The sequence below is a fragment of the Sedimenticola hydrogenitrophicus genome (assembly GCF_029017505.1).
Classification (GTDB): Bacteria; Pseudomonadota; Gammaproteobacteria; order Chromatiales; family Chromatiaceae; genus Sedimenticola; species Sedimenticola hydrogenitrophicus_A.
In genome coordinates this window covers 1-25,282 of the sequence record NZ_JAQGEI010000001.1, presented here as the reverse complement: position 1 = coordinate 25,282, position 25,282 = coordinate 1, and the positions used below count along the sequence as shown (strand labels likewise).

At 61.2% G+C, this 25,282-nt stretch carries 21 protein-coding genes; 6 read left to right on the top strand and 15 right to left on the bottom strand.

All coding sequences use genetic code 11. From position 1 onward, the window contains the following. Positions 1–128 precede the first annotated feature (128 nt). Both O9K64_RS00105 and O9K64_RS00100 read left to right on the top strand, forming a co-directional pair. Positions 129–1,955 carry a hypothetical protein gene (locus O9K64_RS00105; RefSeq protein ID WP_275096027.1) on the top strand — a complete coding sequence of 609 codons (1,827 nt, stop codon included), beginning with the start codon at positions 129–131 and terminating at the stop codon, positions 1,953–1,955. Positions 1,956–2,002: 47 nt separating this feature from the next. Continuing rightward, positions 2,003–4,090, top strand: coding sequence for an EAL domain-containing protein (locus tag O9K64_RS00100; RefSeq protein WP_275096026.1), 2,088 nt, complete (start codon positions 2,003–2,005; stop codon positions 4,088–4,090). A gap of 6 nt (positions 4,091–4,096) precedes the next feature. Here O9K64_RS00100 and O9K64_RS00095 read toward each other — a convergent pair whose 3' ends face one another. The 9 genes from O9K64_RS00095 to O9K64_RS00055 all read right to left on the bottom strand — a co-directional run bounded on the left by O9K64_RS00095 (position 4,097) and on the right by O9K64_RS00055 (position 14,320). Then, positions 4,097–4,582 carry a hypothetical protein gene (locus tag O9K64_RS00095; RefSeq protein WP_275096025.1) on the bottom strand — a complete coding sequence of 162 codons (486 nt, stop codon included), beginning with the start codon at positions 4,580–4,582 and terminating at the stop codon, positions 4,097–4,099. A gap of 175 nt (positions 4,583–4,757) precedes the next feature. Next, entirely contained in the window at positions 4,758–5,336 is a 579-nt protein-coding gene (locus O9K64_RS00090) for a DUF302 domain-containing protein (protein WP_275096024.1), read from the bottom strand. A gap of 204 nt (positions 5,337–5,540) precedes the next feature. Further along, positions 5,541–6,173 (bottom strand): division plane positioning ATPase MipZ, encoded by a 633-nt coding sequence (locus O9K64_RS00085; RefSeq protein ID WP_275096023.1) that lies wholly within the window; start codon positions 6,171–6,173, stop codon positions 5,541–5,543. Between the two features lie 52 nt (positions 6,174–6,225). Further along, complete coding sequence (locus O9K64_RS00080; protein WP_275096022.1) at positions 6,226–7,152, bottom strand: hypothetical protein; 927 nt, start codon at positions 7,150–7,152, stop codon at positions 6,226–6,228. Between the two features lie 54 nt (positions 7,153–7,206). Continuing rightward, positions 7,207–7,998 (bottom strand): hypothetical protein, encoded by a 792-nt coding sequence (locus O9K64_RS00075; RefSeq protein ID WP_275096021.1) that lies wholly within the window; start codon positions 7,996–7,998, stop codon positions 7,207–7,209. Between the two features lie 86 nt (positions 7,999–8,084). Beyond that, positions 8,085–8,588 carry a hypothetical protein gene (locus tag O9K64_RS00070; protein WP_275096020.1) on the bottom strand — a complete coding sequence of 168 codons (504 nt, stop codon included), beginning with the start codon at positions 8,586–8,588 and terminating at the stop codon, positions 8,085–8,087. Then, the gene (locus O9K64_RS00065) at positions 8,569–12,534 is read right to left on the bottom strand and encodes an efflux RND transporter permease subunit (RefSeq protein ID WP_275096264.1); all 3,966 of its coding nucleotides are present in this window, start codon (positions 12,532–12,534) and stop codon (positions 8,569–8,571) included. The genes O9K64_RS00070 and O9K64_RS00065 overlap by 20 nt, the downstream gene beginning before the upstream one ends. 73 nt (positions 12,535–12,607) lie before the next feature. Beyond that, entirely contained in the window at positions 12,608–13,762 is a 1,155-nt protein-coding gene (locus O9K64_RS00060) for an efflux RND transporter periplasmic adaptor subunit (protein WP_275096019.1), read from the bottom strand. 162 nt (positions 13,763–13,924) lie between these two features. Beyond that, positions 13,925–14,320, bottom strand: a complete 396-nt coding sequence (locus O9K64_RS00055) for an SCP-2 sterol transfer family protein (RefSeq protein WP_275096018.1) — start codon at positions 14,318–14,320, stop codon at positions 13,925–13,927. Positions 14,321–14,870: 550 nt separating this feature from the next. On the opposite strand from O9K64_RS00055, the gene O9K64_RS00050 reads away from it, so the two are divergent. Together O9K64_RS00050 and O9K64_RS00045 are read left to right on the top strand one after the other, a co-directional pair. After that, positions 14,871–16,406, top strand: a complete 1,536-nt coding sequence (locus tag O9K64_RS00050; protein ID WP_275096017.1) for a dynamin family protein — start codon at positions 14,871–14,873, stop codon at positions 16,404–16,406. Positions 16,407–16,428: 22 nt separating this feature from the next. Continuing rightward, positions 16,429–17,337 carry an ROK family protein gene (locus O9K64_RS00045; protein ID WP_275096016.1) on the top strand — a complete coding sequence of 303 codons (909 nt, stop codon included), beginning with the start codon at positions 16,429–16,431 and terminating at the stop codon, positions 17,335–17,337. Between the two features lie 218 nt (positions 17,338–17,555). Here the strand turns inward: O9K64_RS00045 and O9K64_RS00040 are convergent, their stop codons facing one another. After that, the gene (locus tag O9K64_RS00040; protein ID WP_275096015.1) at positions 17,556–18,743 is read right to left on the bottom strand and encodes a diguanylate cyclase domain-containing protein; all 1,188 of its coding nucleotides are present in this window, start codon (positions 18,741–18,743) and stop codon (positions 17,556–17,558) included. A gap of 144 nt (positions 18,744–18,887) precedes the next feature. After that, positions 18,888–19,754, bottom strand: a complete 867-nt coding sequence (locus O9K64_RS00035) for an HDOD domain-containing protein (RefSeq protein WP_275096014.1) — start codon at positions 19,752–19,754, stop codon at positions 18,888–18,890. 167 nt (positions 19,755–19,921) lie between these two features. Here O9K64_RS00035 and O9K64_RS00030 point away from each other — a divergent pair, with 167 nt between their 5' ends. Together O9K64_RS00030 and nadA are read left to right on the top strand one after the other, a co-directional pair. Then, positions 19,922–20,590, top strand: a complete 669-nt coding sequence (locus O9K64_RS00030; protein WP_275096013.1) for an NUDIX hydrolase — start codon at positions 19,922–19,924, stop codon at positions 20,588–20,590. 25 nt (positions 20,591–20,615) lie between these two features. Beyond that, on the top strand, positions 20,616–21,668 hold the full coding sequence (nadA, locus tag O9K64_RS00025; RefSeq protein ID WP_275096012.1) for a quinolinate synthase NadA: 1,053 nt from the start codon (positions 20,616–20,618) through the stop codon (positions 21,666–21,668). Between the two features lie 107 nt (positions 21,669–21,775). Here the strand turns inward: nadA and O9K64_RS00020 are convergent, their stop codons facing one another. The 4 genes from O9K64_RS00020 to O9K64_RS00005 form a co-directional block, all read right to left on the bottom strand. Then, positions 21,776–22,483 (bottom strand): Crp/Fnr family transcriptional regulator, encoded by a 708-nt coding sequence (locus O9K64_RS00020; RefSeq protein WP_275096011.1) that lies wholly within the window; start codon positions 22,481–22,483, stop codon positions 21,776–21,778. A 193-nt stretch (positions 22,484–22,676) separates the two neighbouring features. Then, a complete protein-coding gene (locus tag O9K64_RS00015; RefSeq protein WP_275096010.1) occupies positions 22,677–24,035 on the bottom strand; it encodes a hypothetical protein in 1,359 nt (452 codons plus the stop codon). A gap of 329 nt (positions 24,036–24,364) precedes the next feature. Then, positions 24,365–24,622 carry a DUF2249 domain-containing protein gene (locus O9K64_RS00010; RefSeq protein ID WP_275096009.1) on the bottom strand — a complete coding sequence of 86 codons (258 nt, stop codon included), beginning with the start codon at positions 24,620–24,622 and terminating at the stop codon, positions 24,365–24,367. Next, positions 24,622–25,056, bottom strand: coding sequence for a hemerythrin domain-containing protein (locus O9K64_RS00005; RefSeq protein ID WP_275096008.1), 435 nt, complete (start codon positions 25,054–25,056; stop codon positions 24,622–24,624). Before O9K64_RS00005 ends, O9K64_RS00010 begins: the two co-directional genes overlap by 1 nt. Between the last annotated feature and the right edge of the window lie 226 nt (positions 25,057–25,282).

The following is a 25,282-nucleotide window of genomic DNA, read 5'->3' as shown; positions in this document are numbered from 1 at the left end:
GCTGGGGCTGAACCCGCTTACAATCAAATATTTACTATAGTAGGATCTGAACCTGCCGATAATAATACTGTAAAATGCGTGTGGTTGGTCGGTTGTTGAATTCCATTTGTCAGGATTATAACGATTTCATGGAGACTAAGAACACACTCGGTTTTAAAATGCCTGAGCGCAGTGCCGCGCCCGCAGATTCGCTGCTGCTTAAACCGAAGGATGCCACCACCTGGATCAGCAGTCTGCCGGTGGCCAATGTGGGTGAAACGTCGCGCCAGGTATTCAAGGCCCTGGTCGAATTCAACCGGCTTGAAGTCCCCAATCTGAACCGTATCAAGATTGCCGAACTGTTCTGCCGCCCGATCGACTACATATCCGACAACCTGCGCAAATACTATTATGATTCACCCTTCCCGCTCTCGGCAAAAAGCAGAAAGATCGCCGTACTCTGTCGGGAACTGCATACCGAACTGGCCCTCGCTTACAAGATATTCATCGAGACCATGGTCGCGGGCGGTTCGGCAAAATTCGATCGCAAACTGCTGATCATCGCCGTTCACCGGGTGATGCGTCTGCTCTCCAGGGTCATCTATCAGTCGGTGATTGTTTATGACCCGGTCCCGGCCACGGTGTGGAAAGAGATACACCGCCTCTACGCCTTTGCCGAGCAGAACGGCATCCAGGAAGTGCCGGTCAGGGATGGCAGGAACGATGACACCATCAGCACCATCGCCACGCTGTATAAACAGGCGCTGCTGCTCTCCATCTGCTCACCCTACCGGCTGCGGCAGCGGGAGATCGAGTGCGTGTCGCACGCCCTGGATGACTGGAGCAACCGCACGACCCTGCGCCTGCCGGGCGCCGAACCGCTGAGCCAGTTCGACTTTGTGGCCAGGCTCTCTTCGGACTCCCCGCCCCTCCACCATGCGCTTGAGAACGAGGAGGCCGCCGATTCCCGCCGGGTGCTGAATACCCAGCCGCTGGTAGACATGTTGCGGGAAACCTGCGACACCCTGCCGGCGGATGACGCCGCCGCCGAGATGGGGCTGACGGATCCCCGGCCCTCCCGACCTCTGCTGCGTCGGCTGATCCAGATCCTGAGTTCCGCCCCGAAACGGGAGTTTGTCCGCACCCGGCTCAATTTTGAATTGAAAGTGGCCGTGGGCGTGACCGCTATCCACTACCTGCTGATCGGCGACGGCACAGCGGAGGAACCGGCAGCCACGCAACGGCCGGGCCGGGGGCTGGAGTGGATGGATCAGCCGGCCGGCGACCTGCTGGACCGCTCATCCTACACCCTGGCGGGACACAAGCTGAGCCTGGAGGGATTTGATGAATCGATCCAGGAGACCATCATCGCGAGCAGTGTCAATGAACCGGGCTCCGGAAAGGGTAGCGCCCCCCTCTGGGCATCCCGGCCATCCGAGCAGCAGCATGAGGCCTACTCCTGCAAGACCATCAACGAGAGCGCCGGTGGCTACTGCATCCACTGGCAGGGCATCGATGCACCGAAGATCAAGATCGGCGAAGTCATCGGCGTACAATCGGCCACCAACAAGCGGCTGTTTGCGATCGGCATCAGCCGCTGGGCGAGAAACCTGTCCGGCCAGGGGCTACAGCTTGGCCTGCAGATGATCGCCCCGAGCGCCGCCGCGGTGCTGATTCATTACCTGGAAGGCGATGACCCGGCCAGCCACCCTCACAAGGCCCTGCTGTTGCCGGAACTGGCGGCTTCGGATCAGCCCGCCTGTCTGATATTGCCCACCCTGCCGTTCAAGACCGGTGATCTGGTGATGATCGTCAATGAGGAGGGGGCCGAACGCAAGGCCAGGCTCACTCAGCTACTTGAGACGACCGGCGCCTTCGCCCAGTTTCACTTCAGCTACCTCGATGCGCAGACCGGCAACGGCGACGACCTGGCGGATGACGACACAGACTTCGACACTATCTGGCCCATGCTGTAGAGATGCATGGGCTGTGGATTCAATACACTGGACACCCGACACCTACTATGAATGGATACTCCGAGACCGACATACCGATAAGCCTTCTGGTCGTCGAGCCCTCCCTCAATGAGGCCGAGACCTACATCAGTACATTGCGCAATGCCGGTCTGGTAATCCATCCCACATTTGCCGCGGATGAGGAGACGTTGCTCGATCTCGTCGACGGCGGGCAACCCGAACTGATCCTGCTCTCCCTGCCGGAGACCAGCGACAAGCTGGCATCCACCACCCGGCTGTTCCGGGCCGCTTATCAGGACGCACCTTATATCCTGCTCTACAAGGATCCGGAAACCGATCCGGAAATCCTTCTCCAGGCGATGCGTGACGGGGCGCGGGACGTGGTCTCCAGCGGCGACCCGGATCATCTGCAACTGGTGATCCGGCGCGAGTCGGAAGATCGGCGGGTGCGCCAGGAACTGGCCCTGACGCGGCAGAAACTGAAAGAGGCCGAAGCGCGCTGCAATACCTTGATCGACAGCTCCCAGGATGCCATCGCCTATATACACGAAGGGATGCACATGCAGGCCAACCCGGCCTACCTGCAGATGTTCGGTTTCGTCGACATGGGTGAGCTGGAGGGGTTGCCTATCCTCGACATGGTCTCGCCCAAGGACCATAAACGGATCAAGTCGTTCCTCAGAACCCTGGGTGACGAGCACAGCGAACTCAGCATCGCCTGCCAGAACAGCGCCGGCGAGACCTTTGATGCGAAGCTGGAGTTCTCGCCCGCCACCTACGACGGCGAACCCTGCACCCAACTGGTGATCCGCAATGAGGCGCAGAGCAAGGAGCTTGAACAGACCATTGAACTACTGAGCAACCAGGATTCCCAGACCGGCCTGTCCAACCGGCAGTATTTCATGGCCAAGATGGAACAGACGCTCGCGGCGCGGCGTGAAACCGGGGGCAGCTGTTCCCTGTTCTACATCGTGATCGATGGCTTCCGCGAGATCCGCGCTGAAATCGGCATCACCGCCAGTGACCAGCTGCTCAAGGAGCTGGCACGGATTCTCGCCACCCACATCGACCAGGAGGAGCTGCTCTCGCGCTTCGGTGATCACACCTTCACCATTTTGAGCGACAAGCAGAACCCGGTCGACGCGGAGACCATGGCGGAGCGGTTGCGGCAATTGGTCGAGGCGTATGTCTATCAGCAGACCAATGTCACCTGCTGTATTGGCGTCACGCTGCTGGATCAGGAGATCAGCGGCAGTCAGGATTTCATCAACCGCGCCTATCACGCCTACGAGGCGGCGCGCAATTCCGGCGGCAACCGCTACTCCCTCTACGACGCCGGCGAGATGCAGGCCAGTTACGGGGAAGATAATACCGGCGATGAGGCGCGCATCAATGAGCTGATCCAGCATGCCCTGGAAAACGACCGTTTCCGCCTGGTCTATCAACCGATCGTCAGCCTGCAGGGGGACAGCCGGGAACACTACGCGGTGCTGACCCGGCTGCTGGACAACAATAATGAGGAGATCCTTCCCGACTACTTCATCCGCCATGCCAAGCAGGGGGAACAGATGGCCAAAGTGGATCGTTGGGTCATCAACAGGGCGATCCAGGAACTGGCGGAACAGCGCAAGGAGGGCAAGAAGGTCAACTTCTTCATCAATATCTCCAGCGCCGGCCTGGAAGATGACGGCATGCTGCTGTGGATCTGTGACTGCCTGCGCAAGCACAAGGCCAAGGGCCCCTGGATCACCTTCCAGATACATGAGCGGGATCTGCGCAATCATATCCAGTCCGCGAAGAAACTGATCGAGGGCCTGAAAAAGATCAAGTGCCAGCTGGCCATCGATCAGTTCGGCGCCAGCCCGAAGGCGGAAACCCTGTTAAAGCATCTGGAGGTGGATTTTGTGAAGTTCGATTTTGAACTGATGCAGGAGCTGGCCTCCAGGCAGGACCAACAGGATCAGCTGAATGAACTGAACGCGCTGGCCAGGCAACACAACATCAAGACCATCGCCATGGGGGTGGAGGATGCCAACAGCCTGGCCATCCTCTGGACCGTCGGGGTCAATTACATTCAGGGCTATTTCCTCCAGGAGCCCTCGGAAAGCATCTCCTACGAGTTCAGCTCCGCCTAGCCGCCGTCACGGCATCATGTTGTTCATGAAGTTCATGGGGCGGGCAATATTGTGATTAAAGCGGGCAAAATCCCGCTGCATCATATAGGTGGACTGGGTCATCTGCTGGATCGAGCGATCCATCGATCCGATGGTCTCGAGCATCGGCTCAAGGGTGCTGATCTTGTCGTTGATATCGGACATATGGGCGGACATGGTGCGGATATCCACTGTCATCCGTCCCATATTGTCCGACACGGACTGCATATTGCTGGCCAACCGCGTCATATTGGTATCCACGCTGACCGCCAGATAATGCACGTCCTTGGCCAGGTTGTAGACCAGGAAAAAACCGTAGGCCGCAAGGATGATAAAGGCGAACAGGGAGGGATAGACAATCAGCTCCCAGCGTCGGGCACTGTTCTCGAACGCTTCCGAGAGACGCTCCATCGAATACGCCGGGCCCTGTTCCGGAACCCGCCCCTGATCCTGCCGTTCTTTTTCTTCGACCATCTGCGCCCCCCTCAGGCTGAGCCCGGACAAGATAAATTATCATTTGCTTATATTTTAATAAACTAATGAATACTATCACATACGGATTCTCCTGGCCCCTGTTTTTTCCTTAGGGCTGGTGTACCGGAGCCGGGGGAACCGGCCGACGGCGATTCGCCGCCAGCCGGTAATACACTCAAAAATCGCCAGCCGCGCCACGCCGCATAATGTCGAGAATCACCTGTTTCACCTGCAGTGCCTCCTCCTTCAGCGCGGCGGGCAGCGGCTCACCCCCATGAATCATCAGATCCATATTCAGCGCATACAGCCAGAGTCGCCCCTGTTTATCTTCAACCAGGGTAATCCGGCACGGCAGATAGGCAGAGAAGGCGTCGCTGTAATCCAGCATCCGCGCGGCGGTGAGGGAGTTGCAGAACATGTAGATCTTGACGAAGCGGTACTGCGCGCCGCTTTTCGCCTCCACATCCTTGGACAGGGGGAGCTCCCCCACATTGGAGATGTTGAGCTCATTGGCGACCGTCTTCATGGACAGTTCGACATCCTCGGGTGTCAGCCCCTCCTCTACCGGTACCTTCCAGACGGTTGCCTCGGCGGCATTGCGGGTCTCGACTATTTTCCCGGCCAGTTCCCGGTAGACCTGCACAGCGCCGGGATCGAACCCATCCAGCACGGTCCGGGCTTTCACCACCGCCACGGCGGCGGCGATCACCGCCACCACGCCGATCAGGGCAAACAGATTTCTGATGACATGCATGATTACACCTCTCCCCGGCCTATAATGGCCCTGTGTACCGGGCCGGCTGGTTCATCTGCCGAATCCCTGGCCGCTTATTTAGTCTTATTGTAACTACTCACGGGGTGATTGGCCTGCCTTGTTGGCCGATCTTGATCCAGCCATCACGTGAGGCCGGCAAGACAGGCCAATCACTTACAGACCGGGTGAGTAGTTACGTCTTATTTACTTCAGCATCCCGGGATAAAGTTTTGCACAGAGCGCGTTCAGCTCCCGGCTTCCCTTACCCCGCGGATTCAGCTCAAACACCGCCAGCCCCTCGCTGAACGAGCGGCGAAAAATGGTACGCTGCGACAGTCGCGGTTTGATGAATTTCATCCCGGGCAGCGACACCAGGGCCGCCGCGGCCTCATCGGTTTCCCGCACGGCATGGTGGGTATCGCCCCGATTGATGAAACCGATGATCTCCGGGCTCTTCCCCGCGGTGGTGGAATTTACAAACTGGATGAACCGCTGGGTCGACCAGATATCCGCCTGGGAGGGCGGAACCGGTACCAGGATGCGGTCGGCCAGCTGGATAGCGCGTTTCATCATCTCGATATCCGCGGTACCGATATCGATCAGCACCTCGTCCACGCCATTCAGCCTGTTCCCATCCAGCTGTTTTTTCCCCTTCACGGAGATCCGCGGGTGATACCCCTCTTCATCCCGAACGTCCACCACGTCGCGCAGCGTGGCCTGGGGATCCAGATCGATAACCAGTACCTCGGCTTCCGCCATCGCCAGCCAGACGGCCAGGTTGAAGGTTACCGTGCTCTTTCCCGAGCCACCTTTCAGACTACCCACGACAGTGATCATGCCAGGCCCTTATGTTTGTTGTTCAGATTCAGCCGACCGCTACAGCGGTTATTCAATATCCCTGCCGCCACCCGAGTGCCACACGGGTGGCGTCCCGGCGGCCGGGTCCGTAGGCCGCCTCGCCACGCGCCGGGCGCTGCCTATACCGATAGGGAGCGGTGGTCATCCGCTGCCCGGCCAGTGGATGAAAACGTGGATCCTGGCGGAAACGGGAGTCCCGCGGATAAGCCGGACCGGGTCGGTACGCTGTTGCGACAGGCTGGCCCTGAAATGCCACCGCCTGGGGTAGGGGGCGAAATCGATAATCCGGTCGCGCGCCCGGATAGCCCGCATAGGGCTGGTAACGCCCGGCCAGTGGCCCCGCAACCGCGCGTGGCGCCGGCCGCACCGGCTGCCTGAACCAGGGCCGACCGGGGTACCCGAACTGGGGCGGCGGCGCACCCGCCCCGGCCGGCGGTATCCAGAACGGCGGCGGTTGGAAGGCAGGGGTCACCGGTGGATAGGCCGGGCGTTGGCGATACGGCGCCGGGCGAGGATAGCCCCAGGCTACGACCGGCGGGCGTGGCGGATAGGGATACCCCGTCCATGGCGTTGGCCGCGCTCCATACCCCCTGACCGGGACCGGCAGCGGATAAGCGGCCCAGCGCGGCCCTTGTCCCGGGTAGCCATAGCGGGGCATCCGGGGGGGCGGCAGCGGCGCGATGGGTCGATAACTCACTGGTATCGGCCAGGCCGCGGTACGCGGTAGCGGCGCGTACACCGGCGGTCTGACGCCGGGCCGGACGAAGTACGGCAACTGGCGCACCGGCTGCATGCGATAATGCGGCCGGAAACTGGCAACTCCCCGGCCGGGCGCTGCCGGCACATAGCTGGGCAGCATCTGCTGGGGCAGACCCGCCGGGGTCGCAAATACTCCCCCCGCCATCCCGGCCAGGGTCAAACCGACCGTCGCCATTATCCATCCAAATCTGATCTTCATCGTATTACTCCATGATCATCCGATCACTCAGTGGGTTTCCCGGCAGCCCGTACGTCAGCGTTCCTGACCCGGCTGGGGTACGATTTGCTTGAACTGTTCCGGTATCTTGAACAGCCCCGGGTCCTGCGGCCCGACCATGATGTTCTGCAGCTCACGGACATAGCCTCCCGGATTCGCCTCCTTGATCGCCAGATTGAGTTGCGGATCAAACCAGCGGGTAGAGCGCTGGGCCGGCTGCTCCCCCTGGGTCAGGACCATCTCCCACTTCTCGACGGGACGTCCATGGAGCACTTCCATCGCCAGCAGGCGCTGTTCCATCACCGCCCCTCCCTGGATCTCCTGCCGCAACAGGAATGAGCGCTGTTTGCCGATCCACTGGGTGCTCTCCACCACTCCGCGCGGCGACGGCAGCATCACCTGCCATTTGCTGGCGGGACGGCCATCGACAGGCTCATCACCCAACCGTTTGCAACGGGCGCCGGGGATACCGGCACAGGGGCTCTCCGGCGCTGTCGTCTCCCCGGTCTCCATCCGATATTCGATATAACTTCGCTGCTGTGGATAGAGTACCCAGGTTATCCGCTGCCCGGTATCGATGATATTAACCACCGGCTGGCCATTCTGTTCCATCTCACTGCGTATGCGACTCGTGCCGACATAGATACGGCCGACCCGCTGCCGCTTTTGCGGATCAGTCTGAACAGTATCGGCGGAAAACTCCACCGCGGCAGGGGAGGCCGCCTCGCCCCGAGCGACACCGAGCGCCGCAGCGGACGCCACACCGGGCACCACCCCGGCTACCAGCAGCGAGAGGCCAAGTAACATGCATTGACCACGGATAGACATCTATACCTCCAAAATGGCGTCCGGGTGCGGTCGCCGGACGGGCCTGTTATCTGTTTTATTTCGCTTTCCCGCGCGGGAACACCGGGCTACTCCTGACGGCCTCGCCCCGGTGGCCGGAAGCGGTAGCCCAATTCCGGCGGCGCCGACAGCGGCCCTGCCGGTCTAAGGTAGCGGCCCTTGTCCGGCGGACGCAGGAAGGACGGCCTCTGCGCCGGCGCATTGACGCTGCGCGGACCGGGCCCGAATCGCCGCCCCGGCGATCCATTAGGATAGGCCATGAAAAAACCGCCCTGCACCGCCGGTCGCTGCGGGTAAGGACCGCCTGACGGCGCATAGGCGGGGGGATCGGCCAGCGGCCCCCTCAGGTGATACCCCGCCTCGCCGGAATAGCGCCGCGCCCGCTGCGCGGCCGGGGGCTTGCCCCCCGCTTGGTTCAGGGGACGGAATTTTCCGTACAACGGCCCGGTCCCCTCGGCAAGCAACAGCCGCGGCACCACCAGGGCGCACAGCATGCCCAGGGCGAGCAGCCGCCTCAGCACCATCCTGCCTGCCACCCCGCCTGCCACCGGGTTACTCAATGCCGCTTTCATTATCCACCTTCAGGCGAATCCCGCGCCGCCCCCCCTTGCGTCCAGGCGGTGTCGGCATGGTGTGCAAATCATCTTCAGTGGACGCCGGCTCCGCCACGGGCCCCGAACCGGGCGCGCTGCGTGGCAGCGCGGGCTGGGTCTTGGCGGCCGCCTTCTTGACGGCTTTTTTCTTGGCGGCCGGCTTTTTTCCGGCCGCTGGCTTTTCCCCGGCCAGCGGTTTTTTCTCTGGCGTCGGTTTTTTCCTTGCCGCGGCCTTCCTGACGGCACGCTTAACCGCTGCCGGCCGAGCTATGCCCCTATCCTCACCCCTATCTTCACCAGGTATCGCCTGCCCCACCCCCGGCCCCGGATCCCGCCCCGCTTTCGGCGCGTCCGCCTGGGCGGCTTCACCTCCCGGTGACGGCTGGCCCTGGGTCACCGGTTGCGGCGCCACAGCGGCTTCCATGGCGGCCGGCGTCGCAGCGGATTTACCACGCCGCAGCCGCTCTCCCAGCAGCAGGAAGATTCCACGTCCGGCGTAGAACAGCATCAGCAGCAGGCTGGCGATCTTGACCCATAGCACCAGCAGCAGCGAGGGACCCCGGACGGTGGGCGGAGCGGCCGGGCAGGAGGGCCCATCCGCCAGTTCAGGCAGCGGGGTATTGCCGCCGTCATACCCGGCGGCCGCCACTTCACAAAGCGCGTCGCTAGCCTTCATGCAGCCGAGCGGGATCACGATCAGGGTCAGGATGGTGGAGACCATGACACCCGAGGCCAGCGAGATGGCCATGCCCTGGAAGATCGGATCGGTAAAGATCACGCTGGAGCCGCATACCAGGGCCAGGGCGGTAATCATGATCGGCCGGGTCCGCGTGGTGCAGGCGCGTATCACCGCCTGCTCCACCGATACCCCGCGCTGGATCTCGTGGATGGAGAAGTCTACCAGCAGGATCGAATTGCGCACGATGATGCCGGCCAGGGCGATCCAGCCGATCATCGAGGTGGCGGTGAACTCCGCCCCCATCAGGGCATGCGTGGGGATGATGCCCAGCAGGGTCAGGGGAATCGGTGCCATGATCAGCGCCGGGATGCGGAAATTGCCGAACTCCCACACCACCAGGATATAGATCAGCACCAGCGCCACCATGAACGCCGCCCCCATGTCCCGGAAGGTCTCGAAGGTGACCGTCCACTCGCCGGTCCACTCGATGCTGGAACGGTTGTCGTCGGCCGGCGGCTTGAACCAGAAGGCGTCCACCTTGATCCCGTCGGGTGCCGTGTAATCGGCCGCCAGCAGATCCTGCACCTGGAACATGCCGTACACCGGCGCGGCCAGTGCACCGCCCACGTCGGCCACCACATACTCCACCGGGCGCAGGTCCTTGTGATAGATGATCGGCTCCTCCTGCATCACCTCGAAGGCTCCCAGCTCGCGCAGCGGCAGGGTGACCCCGCTGGTGGACTGGATCGGCAGGTCGCCCAGCCGGTTGATCTGGGAGCGCTCGGCCAGGGGTACCTGGATCAGGATATTGATCGGCTCGTGCCCCGCCTTCTGCTTGACGTCGCCCAGGCGCATCCCGCCCAGCGCCATGGAGAGGTTGCGGTTGATGGTGTCGACCGAGACACCGCGCCGCACCGCCTTCTCGGTGTCCACGCGGAACAGCCAGTATTCATAGCTGCCTCGCAGGTAGTTGTCCACGTCCACCAGGCTCTCCGTCTGCTCGAATATACCGGTCAGATCGGCGGCCAGCTGGCGGCGGATCTCCGGGGTAGGGCCATGCACCTCGGCCACCACCGACTGCAGCACCGGCGGACCGGGCGGCATCTCCACGACGGCAAACCTGGCCCCTGACTCACGGGTGATCTCCCTGACCGCCTCGCGCGCCGCCAGCGCCAGTTCATGACTGCTGCGCTCCCGCTTGCTCTTGTGCAGTAGCTGTACCTGGACCTCGGCCTGCCACGGATCCTGGCGCAGATAGTAGTGCCGCACCATGCCGTTGAAATCGAACGGACGCGCGGTACCCACATACACCTGCAGCGCCGTCACCTCCGGCATTTGGCGCAGCTGCTCGGCGATCCGGTGCGCCAGGTTTGCGGTGACCGGCAGGGCCGTGCCCTCCGGCATGTCCAGCACCACCGAGAACTCGGGCTTGTTGTCCAGCGGCAGCATCTTCACCGTCACCCACTGGGTGTAGAACATGGAACAGGCGAAGAGGAAGCTCCCCCACAACAGCACGCGGAACAGGATGCGCTTGTTGCGCGAGCGGATCAGCGGGGTGAGGATCTTTTCGTAAAAGCGTGCCAGGCGTTGCGTACCCACCTTCTCGCGCTCTTCCGCCACCTCAAGGTAGGCCAGGCTGGGGCGCAGCCAGCGGGAGATGGCCAGCCAGGGAGTGAAGACAAAGGCGGCGAACAGGGAGATCAGCATGGCGGCCGAACCGAGCGCCGGGATCGGCTCCATATAGGGGCCCATCATGCCGGTGACGAAACCCATCGGCAACAGCGCCGCGATCACGGTGAAGGTCGCCAGGATGGTGGGATTGCCCACTTCCCGCACCGCGTCCACCGCGGTATAGGCGTCGGTGGAGCCATTCTCCAGCCAGCGCCGGTAGATGTTCTCCACCACCACGATGGCGTCATCCACCAGGATGCCGATGGAGAAGATCAGGGCGAACAGGCTGACCCGGTCGATGGTGTAGCCGGTCACCCAGGCGTAGAAGATGGTCATCAACAGCACCACCGGGATCACCAGGACCACCACGATGGCCGGGCGCAGGGCGCGGAAGGCAAACAGCACCAGCAGGAACACGAAACCGGTGGCGACGAACAGCTTGAAGATCAGCTCGTTGACCTTGTCCTCGGCCGTCTCGCCGTAGTTGCGGGTGATGCTGACGCCGACATTGGAGGGGATGCGCAGCCCCTTCAGGTGTTCGACCCGGTCGATAATGGCACTGGCCACCGTGACGCCATTGACCCCGGGTTTCTTCGCCACGGCGATGGTCACGGCGGGAATCCCGCTGGCCGGCTGTGCCTGATCGCCGGCCGGTCCCGTGTAGTAGGCCACCAGTTGGCGGGCATCCTCCGGCCCCTGCACCACCCGCGCCACGTCATGCACATAGACCGGCACGTCGTTGTGGGTGCCGATCACCAGGCGACTGATATCGTCGGTGGTCTTGAGGAAGGCACCGGTCATGACGGTGAAGCGGGTATTGCCGGATTCGACCCCGCCCGCCTGCTGTTCACTGTTGGAGGTCTGGATACGGTTGGCCACCTGGTCGAGGCTGATGCCGTAGCCGGAGAGCCGCTCCGGCGAGACCTCGATGGTCACCTGCTCGGCACGCCCGCCCACCACGAAACCGTTGCCGGTATCCGGGATCTCCTTGATGCTCTGCAGCACATCATGCGCCAGCATGCGCAGCTGGCCGTCATCCACGTCCGGCAGGCCGTTGTTGTCCAGATCCTTGGACCAGAGGGTGATGTTGACCACCGGTACGTCGTCTATGCCCTTGGCCTTGACCAGGGGTGGCGACACCCCGGGCGGGATCCTGTCCATGTTGGAGTCGAGCTTGTCGTTCACCTTGACCAGCGAGGGGCCCATCTGCTCGCCCACATCAAATTCGATGGTCACCATGCCCATGCCGCGCTGCGAGGCGGAGTAGACGTGCTTGACGCCGTCGATCTCGCTCATGATCCGCTCCAGCGGCTCGATGGCGAGATTGGAGACCTGGTCGGCGGAGGCACCGGTGTACTGGACGAAGATGTCCACCATCGGCACCGAGATCTGCGGATCCTCCTGCCGCGGCGTCATCATCAGACCCAGCAGTCCCATCAGCATCATGGAGATAAAAAACAGCGGCGAGAGCGGCGAGTTGATGAAGAAGCGCGCGGTACGCCCGGCAAGCCCCAATTGCTCGTCGGTCAGTTGCGCGTTGTTCCGCTCATCTTTATTGGCATCTTCCTGATTCATCATTTTCACACTTGGTTGCAGCGCTATGACAGGCCTGGGTGGCGTCCACGGGTACCGGAGGTTTCACGCCCGTTCAGCGCTGATCCACCGGACGGGTCCAGCCCGAGGCAAGACCGCTTGCCGGATCGCGCAGTATCCGCTCACCGGCGGTCAAACCGGAGAGCACACTGACAAAACCGTTGTCCAGGCTTTCGCCGGCCCGAATCAGGCGCAGTTCCGGGCGGCCGTTTTGGCCTTCCACATAGACCCCCGGCAGACTCCCGTTGTAGCGGATGGAGGAGGCGGGAATGACCGGATGATTGCGCGCCGGGGCGGTGTGGTCCGGCACCCTGACCTTGACATACATGCCGGGCGCGGACACCCCCTGGGGCAGGTCGAACTTCACCTTGACGGTGTGACGCTGTGAATCGGCGGTCGGGAAGATCTGTGCCACCCGCACCGGCACCACCTGCCCGGTAACATCCAGTTCCGCCCGCAGCATCATCTGCTCATAGAGGCCGGGGCGCAGCCTGGCCGGCACGTCCACCATGATCTGCAGATACTCCACATCGGCATACACCAGCAGCGGCTGACCCGGCTGCATGGTATCCCCCACCTCGACGAACTTCTTCAGGATCACCCCGTCGAACGGCGCGAGACTGATGGCATCGCGCAGCTTGGCGTCGATCGCCTGGATCTGGGACTGGGCGGAGAGGATGGCATTCTGTGCCTGGGTGATCTGCACCCCGGAGCTGTACAGGTCGGCGCGCCGTTCCACAGTCTGGTTACGGTTGCCGGAGAAGCCCTCCATCGGCCGGGTGAACATCTGGTCGAACAGGTTCGGCAAGCCCATGCCACCCATCGCCTGCTGGGACTGGGGCGACCAGAGTTCACGGTTATACTGCACCCCGGCGGCGCGCAGTTGCGCATCGGCATTGGCCAGCTGGGCCAGGGCGGCATTGCGCGTGGCCAGCAACTCACTGTCGTCCAGGGCCACCAGCAGCGTGCCCTTTTCAAAGGTATCCCCCTCGATACCGGCCAGGTGCCTTACCCGCCCGGGCAGTTGGGCCGACAGCGTCACCTCCTTGTATGGCATCACCGTTCCGCCGAGCGAGACGGTTGAGGTGCCGCGCGCCTGCTGGACGACGAAATAATCGCCATTCTCGCTCTGTGCCAAACCCTGTTGGGGCAGAACCGCGGCGACACTCAGTGCTATCGCCAGCGTGACCGCATGGACCTGTATTTCCATCTTTTTAGTTATCCCGCCGATTAAGAACTGCTGTTGATATATCATCCTGGGAAAGTTGCCGTGACCGGCAGCCCCCAGGGCACTTTTAGTTTTTCAGGCGTGTTATCCCGCCTTCTGCCTATCAGCTGATGCCCGTCGCCGTAAAACCGGTCTCGCCGGTGCTCAGGCCTTGCCCATGACGGAAAAACTCTTGATGAACGGCGCGGCCATACGCGGATCCTTCAGCATGGAAGCGTAGTCACCCACCTTGAATTTCATCTTGCCCGAGGTAAATGCCACCCCGAGTCCCATTATGCCGGGCGGCTTACTGATCCACTTTTTCCACTGCGCCTCACTACAACGGATATCCCAGTTCAATGGCTCCCCCGTGTAGGCTCCGGCGGATACCGCCCGGCCGTTTTCCACGCTGATCACCCCGCGCGGCTGCGCTTCGCCCTCAAACCCGTAGCCGATCACGCTGCCAAAACCGATCTGCTCAAGGGCGGAGACCAGTTCGGACTCCGCGTTCCACTGGGTCATAAAACTCTGCATCCACTCTTCAGAAAAAAGTTCAGCCATGTCACGCTCCCTCACTTATTAAGATCAAGTCCCTGTCGCCTGATGACCGCCATCGGCGGCTGCAACAGGCAACATGAGTTTATTAAGTATCTCTTATATACTGATATTGATCAATACCCCCGCACCCTCCGCGGTTGAAAAAAGCACCTATAAGTATTTGGGCAAATACGTATTTTTCACTTCCCGTGTCGCCACCGCCCCCCGCCACGGCAGGAGGGATACCGCGCCCCGTTAGTGACCGGAAACCCACCGACAGACTACCACCCACCGTTGCGGCGCGTTAGTATGGCCACTAGATAAATCCGGGGTAACAGTGATCTGAGGCAAATAAGGGCTCGCGCAAGAATAATTCCGCAGTACCGAGGGTGTCACTGGGCCATGTCGGCAAGGCACGCTTTGCAGGCAATGGCTGTTCCCTTGCCAAAAAGCGTAACGCCGCCGACGGGGTCCAGTGGCGACCGAATACCGGAACTTATTTTTGCACGAGCCCTAAACAGCAGTCGGGGCAATACCCCATCCCTACAGCCATACCCGACATCAGGAGCAGTTCATGAACACGGCAGGAAGACTCATCGAAGGACGCCTGAAACATCTTGAAACCCACCTTGAACAAGAGAACCCGGTACTGCTCAGGACAGTACAGAGTTTCAAGAAGCTGGACCGCATCGCCTACCGCACCGGCCTGCTCGGGACGGATGAATCCTATGCCACCCAGATACCCTGGTGGCCGCTGATCGCCGTGCTCGGCACCTTCTCATCCGGCAAATCCACCTTTATCAATCACTACCTCGACTACAAACTCCAGCGCACCGGAAATCAGGCCGTGGACGACAAGTTCACCGTCACCTGCTACAGCCGGGAGAAAACGGCACACGCCCTGCCGGGGGTGGCACTGGACGCGGATCCACGCTTCCCCTTCTACCAGATGAGCGGGGATATCGAGCGGGTTGCCAAGGGCGAGGGGGAGCGCATCGACTCCTACCTGCAGTTGAAGACCTGCCCCAGCGAACGGCTGCGCGGCAAGATCCTGATCGACTCCCCGGGATTCGACGCCGATGCCCAGCGCACCTCCACCCTGCGCATTACCGATCACATCATCGACCTCTCCGACCTGGTCCTGGTGTTCTTCGACGCCCGCCATCCGGAACCGGGCGCCATGCAGGATACCCTGAGCCATCTGGTGAGCAATACCATCAGCCGCAATGATGCGGGCAAGTTCCTCTATATCCTCAACCAGATCGATTCCGCCGCGCGGGAGGACAATCCGGAAGAGGTGGTGGCCGCCTGGCAGCGAGCCCTGGGAGAAAGGGGCCTGACCGCCGGCCGCTTCTACACCATCTATAACCCGGACGCCGCGGTACCGATCGATGACGACAATCTCCGCCAGCGCTTCGAACGCAAACGGGATGCGGATCTGGAAGAGATCCACAACCGCATGCACGAGGTGGAGATCGAACGCGCCTACCGTATTGTCGGGGTACTGGAACGAACCGCGCGGGACATCGAGGAACGGGCCATCCCCGCCGTGCGGGAGGCGATGGCGCGCTGGAAAAGACGCGTGCTCTGGGGCGATGCGCTGGCCTTCGGGCTGCTGTTGATCGCCCTGGTCGCCATCACCCTGAACCAGGGTTATTGGCAGGGATTCAGTTTTGCCCCGCCCTGGCTGGACGCCCTCCTGGCCAGTCCGCCCCTGCAGATCGGCGCGACGATCGCCAGCCTGGCCGTGGTGCTGGGGCTGCATTTCCTGATCCGCTCGCTGGCGGCCCGCAGTCTGTTGGGGCAGCTGAAACGGCAGACGGACAAGCTGGCGGTCCGCGGTAACCTGAGCAACGCCTTCCTGCGTAACACCAAGCCCTGGCGCAGCATCTTCAGCAGCGTCCCGGCCGGCTGGGGACGTGGCGCCAGGAAACGCCTGGCCCAGGTCAAGGAGGATGCCGACAACTACGTGCAGACCCTCAATGACCGCTTCACCAATCCGTCGGGGGACGCCTCGGTACACCTGGAGAACCAACCCCTGCTCGCCGCCGCGCAGATCGAGCCGGATGCGGAGGCGGCATTGAGTCCGGCTTCCAGCGGTCCCTCCTGATTTTCCCGCAACGGTCCCTGCCATGCGTATCGGGGTTGATCTCGGGGGTACCAAGATAGAGGCGCTAGCCCTGGATGAGCGGGGCCAGCACCTGACCCGGCGGCGTATCCCGACACCCGCGGGTGACTACCAGGCCACCCTCCTTGCGGTGGCGGGGCTGATAAAGCGCATCGAACAGGAGACCGGCCGGCGCGGAACGGTCGGCGTCGGCTCGCCCGGATCGCTCTCTCCCGCCAGCGGACTGATCAGAAACGCCAACTCCACCTGCCTGAATAGCAACCCCCTGCAACAGGATCTCGAACGGCTGCTGGAGCGTCCCGTGCGCCTGGCCAATGATGCCGACTGCTTTGCCCTCTCGGAGTCCATCGACGGCGCCGGTCAGGGCTATGCTTCGGTTTTCGGTGTCATCATCGGCACCGGTGTCGGGGGCGGGATCGTTATCAATGGCAGCCTGATCCCCGGCGCCAACCGCATCGCCGGTGAATGGGGACACAACCCACTCCCCTGGCCTGGCGCGGCGGAGCTGCCCGGGGCGGCATGCTATTGCGGAAAAAGGGGCTGTATCGAGACCTTCCTGTCGGGGGCCGGCCTGGCCGCCGATTACCACCGGGAGACGGGAGTATCGATCAGTGGCGCGGCGTTGTCCGAACGACTGGCACAACAGGAGCAAGCGGCGCAACGGGTCATGGCGCGTTACGAGGATCGGCTGGCACGCAGTCTCGCCGCGGTCATCAACCTCCTGGATCCCGAAGCGATTATCCTCGGCGGCGGCTTATCCAACGTCGCGCGACTGTATCAACAGGTACCGCGGATCTGGACGGACTATATCTTCTCTGATGTGGTGCGTACCCGCCTGCTGCCACCGCAGCACGGCGACGCCAGCGGGGTGCGCGGCGCCGCCTGGCTCTGGGCTGTGGACGAACAGGGCTAATTCTACTTTGTCGGATTCTGGTGCAGTGCGGATAGCTTCCGGGTGAAAGGATTCCAAGACAACGCCGTAAACCCATCCCTGGGGGCTCGATGGCGGCATGGCATCCTCGGCTCCGTAAACGGTACATCCCTGTACCACTCCTCCTGCCGCCAACGATCTTGGAATCCTTTCACCCGAAAGCCCTAAGGGCGTTGTGAGCCAGGCGCGGCGGCAGCCGATCACTCATCCGGCAACGGTCCGAGGGCCGGCTCCAGCTCCGCCGCATAGAACAGCCGCCGGTTGCGCCCCGCCTGCTTACATTGGGCAAGCGCGTAACCAGCCTGGCTATAGAGCAACTCAAGCTGATCAACAAGCCTGATGTCCGGCTGCCGGCACAACGTGGTCATGCCGATACTCACGGAGAGATTCACCGGTTCATCCTGCGGCCGCAATTCCAGCTCGGCAACCGCCGCCTGGATGCGTCCGGCCATACTCTCCAGTCCATCCGGCAGGGTATGGGGCAGCAGCAGCGCAAATTCGCTGTCTCCCAGCCGGGCCAGCAGATCACCCGTGCGCGCCTCCTTTTGCAGGGTCTCCGCTATCCGACAGATCGCCTGATCCCCCGCCAGGTGCCCCCATTTGTCATTGAGCCCTCGCAGCTGATCCACATCGATCAGCATCAGCCCCAGCGGGTGACCGTAACGCACCGCCCGGGCGAGCATCGGTTCACCTTCGGCGAAGAAATAGCGCCGATTGCACAGCCCGGTCAGCTCATCCATGATCGAGCGTTCCTGGTAGCGGGCACGCAACCGCTCAGACTCCTCCAGCGACTGGGCCAACGCCTGGGTGCGTGAGCTGATCCGCTCCTCAAGCCGGTTGACCAGACGGTGCAGATGCAGCAGCCGGCCGAGAAAATTGGCGAACAACATGAGAAAATGCTGCTGCCAGGTCTGGAAAAACTCCGGCAGATGATGGGACACATTGAGCACGCCCAACACCTCGTCATCGGAGACGATGGGGGCGGAGATCAGCGAACCATCGCCATAGAACAGGGTGGTGTTGGCGAAGGGCTTGAAACGCGGATCGGTCTTGCAGTTGCGGCAATACTGAATCTGGCCGCTCTCCAGAGCCAGCCCCATGATCCCTTCCCCGACGCTGAACAGCATGCCTGCGCCGCCCGTTGCGGGTTGCTCCGGAACGCGCCGGCCGAAGGTATCCAGGCCACCCCCCACCGCGCAACGCAGCACCTCACCCTCGAGCAGAAAAATCGAACACTGCTCCAGGTCCTGGTACTCGATCAGCGCCTCCAGTGCCCGCTCCAACAACCGCCCTTCCGAGACACCCTCCAACGGTATCCGGGAGAGCAGGCGGATGGCCGAGAGTGAATCGACAAGTGAAAAAAAATGGTCCTGATGGCCAAATATCACATTGGATCTCTTTGGTTGGTATTCTTGTTCATGCGTAACTACTCACCCGGTCTGTAAGTGATTGGCCTGCCTTGTTGGCCGATCTTGGGGGAGTCATCGTGTGAGGCCGGCAAGGCAGGTCAATCACCCCGTGAGTAGTTACGTTCATGCCAGCTGTCCCGCAACCCGTTCCAGATCATCCAACTGGTGGCGCAAGGTCTCTTCGATCTGGGGGGTCCGCTCCCGATCCAGCCCGTCGATGTTATTCAACCAGCGGCAGTCTACCAGCGCATACGCCTCGCCGGTACGAATGGCGCCCACCCAGTCAACCGCGCAATTCAACAGATTGACCGCCGTCTGATGCGCACCGGAATAGCTGCCGTCGCCGAGAGATCCCAGCATGGTCACAATGACGGGTGGCAGGTGCCAGCGCTCGGCCAGCCAGGCCCCCGCTTGCCGATGGTCCAGCCCGAGCCGCTCCCGTTCGATATCCAGCAGTTTTCCCGCCGGCTCCTGTGCCGCCAGCTGCAGGACGCCGGCGTAGGCCTCGCCCATCACATGCACCAGCAGCAGGGCTCCCAGATTATGGAACAGCCCGCCCAGATAGAGCGCTGCCGCATCCGGCCGCCGCACCGCCGGCAGCAACAGGGCGAGTGACCGCGCCAGTTGGCCGGCCGCCAAGGCTTTATACCAGTATCCCGGCAGATCGAAAACAGGACACTTTTCCAGGTCGAACACCCTGGCGACGCTGATGCCCAGGGCGAGGCTCTTGACCATATTCAGCCCGAGTACCCGGATGATGGCCTCCTCCACGCTGTAGACCGGCGCGGGCTGGGCGAAATAGGCCGAGTTGGCCAGCCCCACGATGCGCGCGGCCAGCCCCGGATCTTGATTGATTATCGCCGCCAGTGCCTTCAAGTCGATTTCGTCGTTCGAAACGGCCTCCAGCAGCTGGGCGGCGGTGGTCGAGAGTGGCGGCAGCTGCTTGACCTTGAGCAGTTCCCGCACCGCGCGCTCTTGTTCAGCGTCCATAGCAATAGTGTTCCCGGTTATTTTCGTATCCATGTTAGCGGGGGTTGGCTGGTTTTCTTTAGTGGCTATGGCATCTAACCGAATAACCGGATAAACAGACCGCTTGACATGTTGCAGCGCAACGACCAAGATATAGTGTATTTTTAACACTTAGTAATCGGATAGCCGTGCCTTTTCAGTACCAATACCCCCACCCTGCCGTCACCACCGACGTGGCGGTCTTCGCCCTGCGCGACCAGCAGCTGCAACTGCTGCTGATACGCCGGGCACAGGAGCCGTACAAGGGCCGTTGGGCGTTACCCGGAGGCTTTCTCGAAATCGACGAGGATCTGGACAGCTGTGCCAAACGGGAGCTGGAGGAGGAGACCGGGGTCGCCGATCTCTACATGGAACAGCTCTATACCTTCGGGCGTCCCGACCGGGATCCACGGGAGCGGGTCATCAGCGTCACCTATTATGCCCTGGTGTCGGCCGACAAGCTCAGCCTGTCGCCCGGCAGCGATGCCGCCGAGGCCGCCTGGTTTCCACTGCGCCGGCTCCCGGAACTGGCCTTTGACCATGCGGAGATCATTCACCTGGCACGCGAACGGCTCGCCGCCAAGACCCATTACTCCACTATTGCGTTCCAGCTCATGGCGGAGACATTCACCCTGAGCGAACTGCAATCGGTGTACGAGATCCTGCGCAACGAAAAGCTCGATAAACGGAATTTCCGCAAATGGGCCCTGTCCCTCAACCGCCTGGAAGAGATCGGCGGAAAGCGCCGCAACGGCAATCACCGCCCGGCTAAAATCTACCGACTAACCGCCCCGGATCGGGTCGATATCATACGCTGAGCCGACCAACCACAGAGAGAACACCATGACGCAGACAATCGCTCCTGCAGAAATCCGACCGCACCCGGTCATCGTCCCTCCCCATCCGCAATGGCCGATCCTCAGTGCGGATGAGAAACAGGCGATCAAGGCGCGCATCAAGGCGCTGCTGAAGGCACGCAATGCCGTGCTGGTGGCCCACTACTACACCGATGGCGACCTGCAGGAGCTGGCGGAGGAGACCGGCGGCTGTGTCTCCGACTCCCTGGAAATGGCCCGTTTCGGCGCCCAGCAGGAGGCCACCACCCTGGTGGTCTGCGGCGTCCGCTTCATGGGCGAAACCGCGAAGATCCTCAATCCGGAAAAGCGGATTCTGATGCCCGACCTGGACGCCACCTGCTCCCTGGACGAAGGCTGTCCGGCCGATGAATTCAGCGCCTACTGTGATCAGTATCCCGATCACACGGTGGTGGTGTATGCCAATACCAGCGCCAAGGTGAAGGCGCGCGCCGACTGGGTCGTGACCTCCGGCATCGCCCTGCCGATCGTCGAGCATCTGGCCGCCCGCGGTGAAAAGATCATCTGGGCTCCGGACAAACACCTCGGTCACTACGTGCAGAAGCTGACCGGTGCCGACATGCTGTTCTGGAACGGCGCCTGCGTGGTGCACGAAGAGTTCAAATCGGTGGCCCTGGAAAGGGTCCGGCGACTGCACCCGGACGCCGCCGTGCTGGTCCATCCCGAATCCCCCGAGGCGGTCATCGAGCAGGCCGATGTGGTGGGCTCCACCACCGCCCTGATCAAGGCGGTGGTGGAGATGGACAACAGTGAATTCATCGTCGCCACCGATGGCGGTATCTTCCACAAGATGAAGCAGCTGGCACCACACAAGAAATTGATCGAGGCGCCCACCGCCGGTGAAGGCGCCACCTGCGAGAGCTGTGCCCACTGCCCCTGGATGGGCATGAACGCGCTGCAGAATCTGCTGCAGGTGCTGGAACAGGAAAATAACGAAATCCTGATCGATCCGGACGTCAGGGAGCTGGCGGTGAAACCGATACAGCGGATGCTGGATTTCGCCCGGAGCAGGCAGAAATAGTCAGGGAAGCTGACCCGCTCATCCGGTTGGTGATCGATCATGACTAAACGAGAGAGGGCGTCCTGAAGCGCCCTCTCTCGTTTAACCTGGGGTCCGCAATCCCGACGTCAACTCTCCGGGCCGATCTGCTGGCCGCAGACGCCCGATGACTCGGCATGCTTGCGCAGCCCTTCCACGTCGAGGATTTCGATATGACCGCCCCTCACCTTGACCAGCCCCTGGTCGGTAAAGTTGTGCAGAATTCTTGAGAAGGTCTCCGGCTTCACCGACAGTCGTGAGGCCAGCACCCCTTTCGGGGTCGCCAGTTCAAAGGCGACCCGCGTCTGGCCCTTCAACATGGATTTACCGCACAGATAACCGGCCACCCGGCCGGTGGCACTCTGCAGGGTCAGGTCATCGATCTCCTTGATCATGCGGCGCAGCCGCATGCTCATATCGCCCATGACCCGGAAACAGGTATCGGTCGACTCCCTGAGCAGATCCAGGAAGCCCCGGCTGTCCACCGCGATGAGTCGCGATTTACCGATGGATGTGGCACGTACCGGATATGACGGTTTATCCGAGAACATCAGGGCCTCGGCGAATGTATAACCCGCCGTTACCACTTCAATCACCTTCTCGTTGCCGTTCATGGAGAGCCGGGAGAGTTTTATCTGCCCCTCCTGGACCAGAAAGAAGCGCCTCGCCTCATCACCCACCTCAAACAGGGCCTCATTATCCTGCAAGCGGATCTCGCTGCTCATCTTGCGAACGCGCTCCAATTGACCCTCATCAAGCTGGGAAAAAAGGAAGGCCTCACTCAGTTCGGTCGGCATAATCACACCATCAATAATAACAATTGCTTAACTTTCAGTAAGTTAATATTTGAGGAATGGGTATTTTAGCGCAGAAAACAACTGATGGAAATCACATGGACCTAGATAAGAGGCCAATGCAGTAGTGGCAAAAGCCAGGACCGCTCCTCCGCAATCCCGCGGCGGAGCGGCCGAATTCCGGGTTTTACGGCGCTCAACCCGCGCCGGCGCTGGACGCGCCGGTGGTTTCCGCGTAGGCCGACAGGGCTTCGTTGGTCTGACGATACCGCTGCATGGAGAGCAACAGGTTTTTCATCAGCAGGGCATTCGAAGCGAGGAACAAGAGTCCCGCCAAGTGGGTAAACCAAGCAGGGAACAGGGTGGCCGCCAGGGTCAACAGCATTGCCGCCTGAAACAGATACAATTGCAGGCGCGCGGCCTTGTCAGGGATAAACTCCTTCATGTTCGGCACCTTCACGGTCATGCACATCAGTCTCATCTGCCGGTTCTGCAGGTGGAACCAGGAGAGGAAGGGGACGATCTTGTACAGCATGCCGTTGATTACGGCCACACCCACCCCCAACAGCAGGCCCACGCCGAGGAGTAGACTGTAATGGGGGTCATTGCCGATAGCGGGTGAAACGCTCCCGGCTATCCAGATCAGTGCACAGAACGGAATGAACAGCATGCCGGTACGCCAGAACAGCAGGGTGATATCCGGGACCCGGCGTTTTCGCTGCGACTGCAGCCGGAGAGTCACCCCCGCATAGAGCGCGAAGCCGCAGATCAGAATGAACATTGCAACCTCCGCTACCCAACCGTTCACCACACCGGAGATCGCCCCCAGCATCAGCAGCGTCCAGATCAGCAAGCCGACAAACAGCCCGGGCGCCAGCAGTCGACGCAGGCGGGGCGGGTATTCCGGCGTCACCTGAAACATGGGGACCACCTGATAAGAGATACCGATCAGCAACAGCCCGATCCAGCCCAATATGCCCCAGCCAAGATGGACATCCACCAGCGCGGCGATATCCCCGAACCCCAGGGAGCCGAGAATGCCGCTCCCCAGCAGCACGCCGAACAACAGCGTAATCAGTAAGGCGACAACGGCAAGGCGTATCGCGACAATCGTGGCGCTGACGTGCTTCACCCGCCACAAGGCGATCATAACGGCCACAAAAAACACGATGACGCCTACGCCCATCATGCCCAGCGCCACCGCCTCACCGACAACACTCCCCGATAGAAAGGCAAAAATCAGCAGGCCGGTTCCCAGGGTGATCAGGATATGACACAACGTGCCGACCGCAACCACCCCGGGTACAGGTGAACCCGCGATCACGGGCAGCATCTGCAACAGCGCACCGCACATTACCATTGCCAGCATGCCGAGCGTGATCATATGGGTCAGGCCCAGGGTCAGGGGCGACCAGCGGGTGAGGAACAGATCGGGACCGTTGATCAGCAACATCAGTGCCGCGGCCAGACCAAACAGCGGCGCCGTCAGAAAGTACCTGAAGGGAATCGAAATCGGCGGAGCCTGATCCAGGGAGAGCGTCGCGGTGTTGAGCATCTGTTAACCAAGCCGTCAGTTCATAACCAAACAATAGAGTATCGAACGATAAAGTATCAAACGATGTAAATACTCAGGGGTTGATTGGCCTGCCTCGCCGGCCTCACATGATGGCTTGTTTCCTCGAATACGGCCCCATTTTCAGCGCCTGCCCAAACTCGCTTCGCTCAAACAAGGGCAGGCGTTAATCTGAAAAAGGGGCCGGATTCGAGGCGCCATCAAGATCGGCCAACAAGGCAGGCCAATCACTTACTGACCGGGCGAGTAGTTACCAAACGATACTATATATCTATATCCGAGGAGAACGTTGTGATAAATAAAGGTTCTAGCTACTCGCTGACAGACTCCACAGCTAGGGCCGCGGCAAGATCATCCGTCTTCCAGATGAATACCTCATAGCCCGCCGACTCGTCGCCCCGGCACTGCCAGGAAAAACCGCTTTTCTCCAACAGGGGATAGAGCAGGTGAGGTTCACGCCGATGTAGTACGCGCAGATAATCACCCGGATGCAACTGCTGTATCGTCTCCAGGGTTCGTTCCAACGGCTCACAGGGCTCCAGCATGCTCACATCGATCCGCACTTCCATTAGAGCATTTTCATCTCTTGCAGGGTGGCTTCCGCATCGCCGGCGAATGCCTGATCCGTCATCGGATAAAGCATCTGCTCCTCTTTCATATTGTGCTGCTGCATCACCATCATCATGGTTTCGGAGAGTCCCAGATAACGTTCATCATCCTCATGCGCCACCGCCGCTTCCATGTCCGCCATCAGCTGGCGCATCTGCGCGTGCTCCATGCGCATCATCTGGGTCGGCCCCATTGTCTGGCCGGTACGCTGTTCAAAACCGGGAAAAAGCACCCCCTCCTCCATCGTGAAATGGTTTTCGGTGGTATCACGAAAGGCCTCAAACTTGTCACGTCCCTGCACCCAGTCTCCCTGTGAAATCAACTCCTCCGCTTCAGCAAAAAGTTCATCGCAATGCCGGTGATTGCGTGCCATGGTTTCGGTGATCGTTGTCATTACTCGTATTCTCACATTGTCAGTTTAAAATATTCCGCAGCGGTAGAGTATCGAAAGACCCGCCCCCCGGCACCTTGATTTCAATCAATCCAGAGCAAATTCAAAACGTTAGCGATCCATAATATTCTCTTGACCAAAGTCAAGGAATCCACGGGGAACTGCAGGCCTAATGCCTCCCTGTACACCTTTCGCGGTACTTACAAACGGAAAAATAATGGGGGGTAAC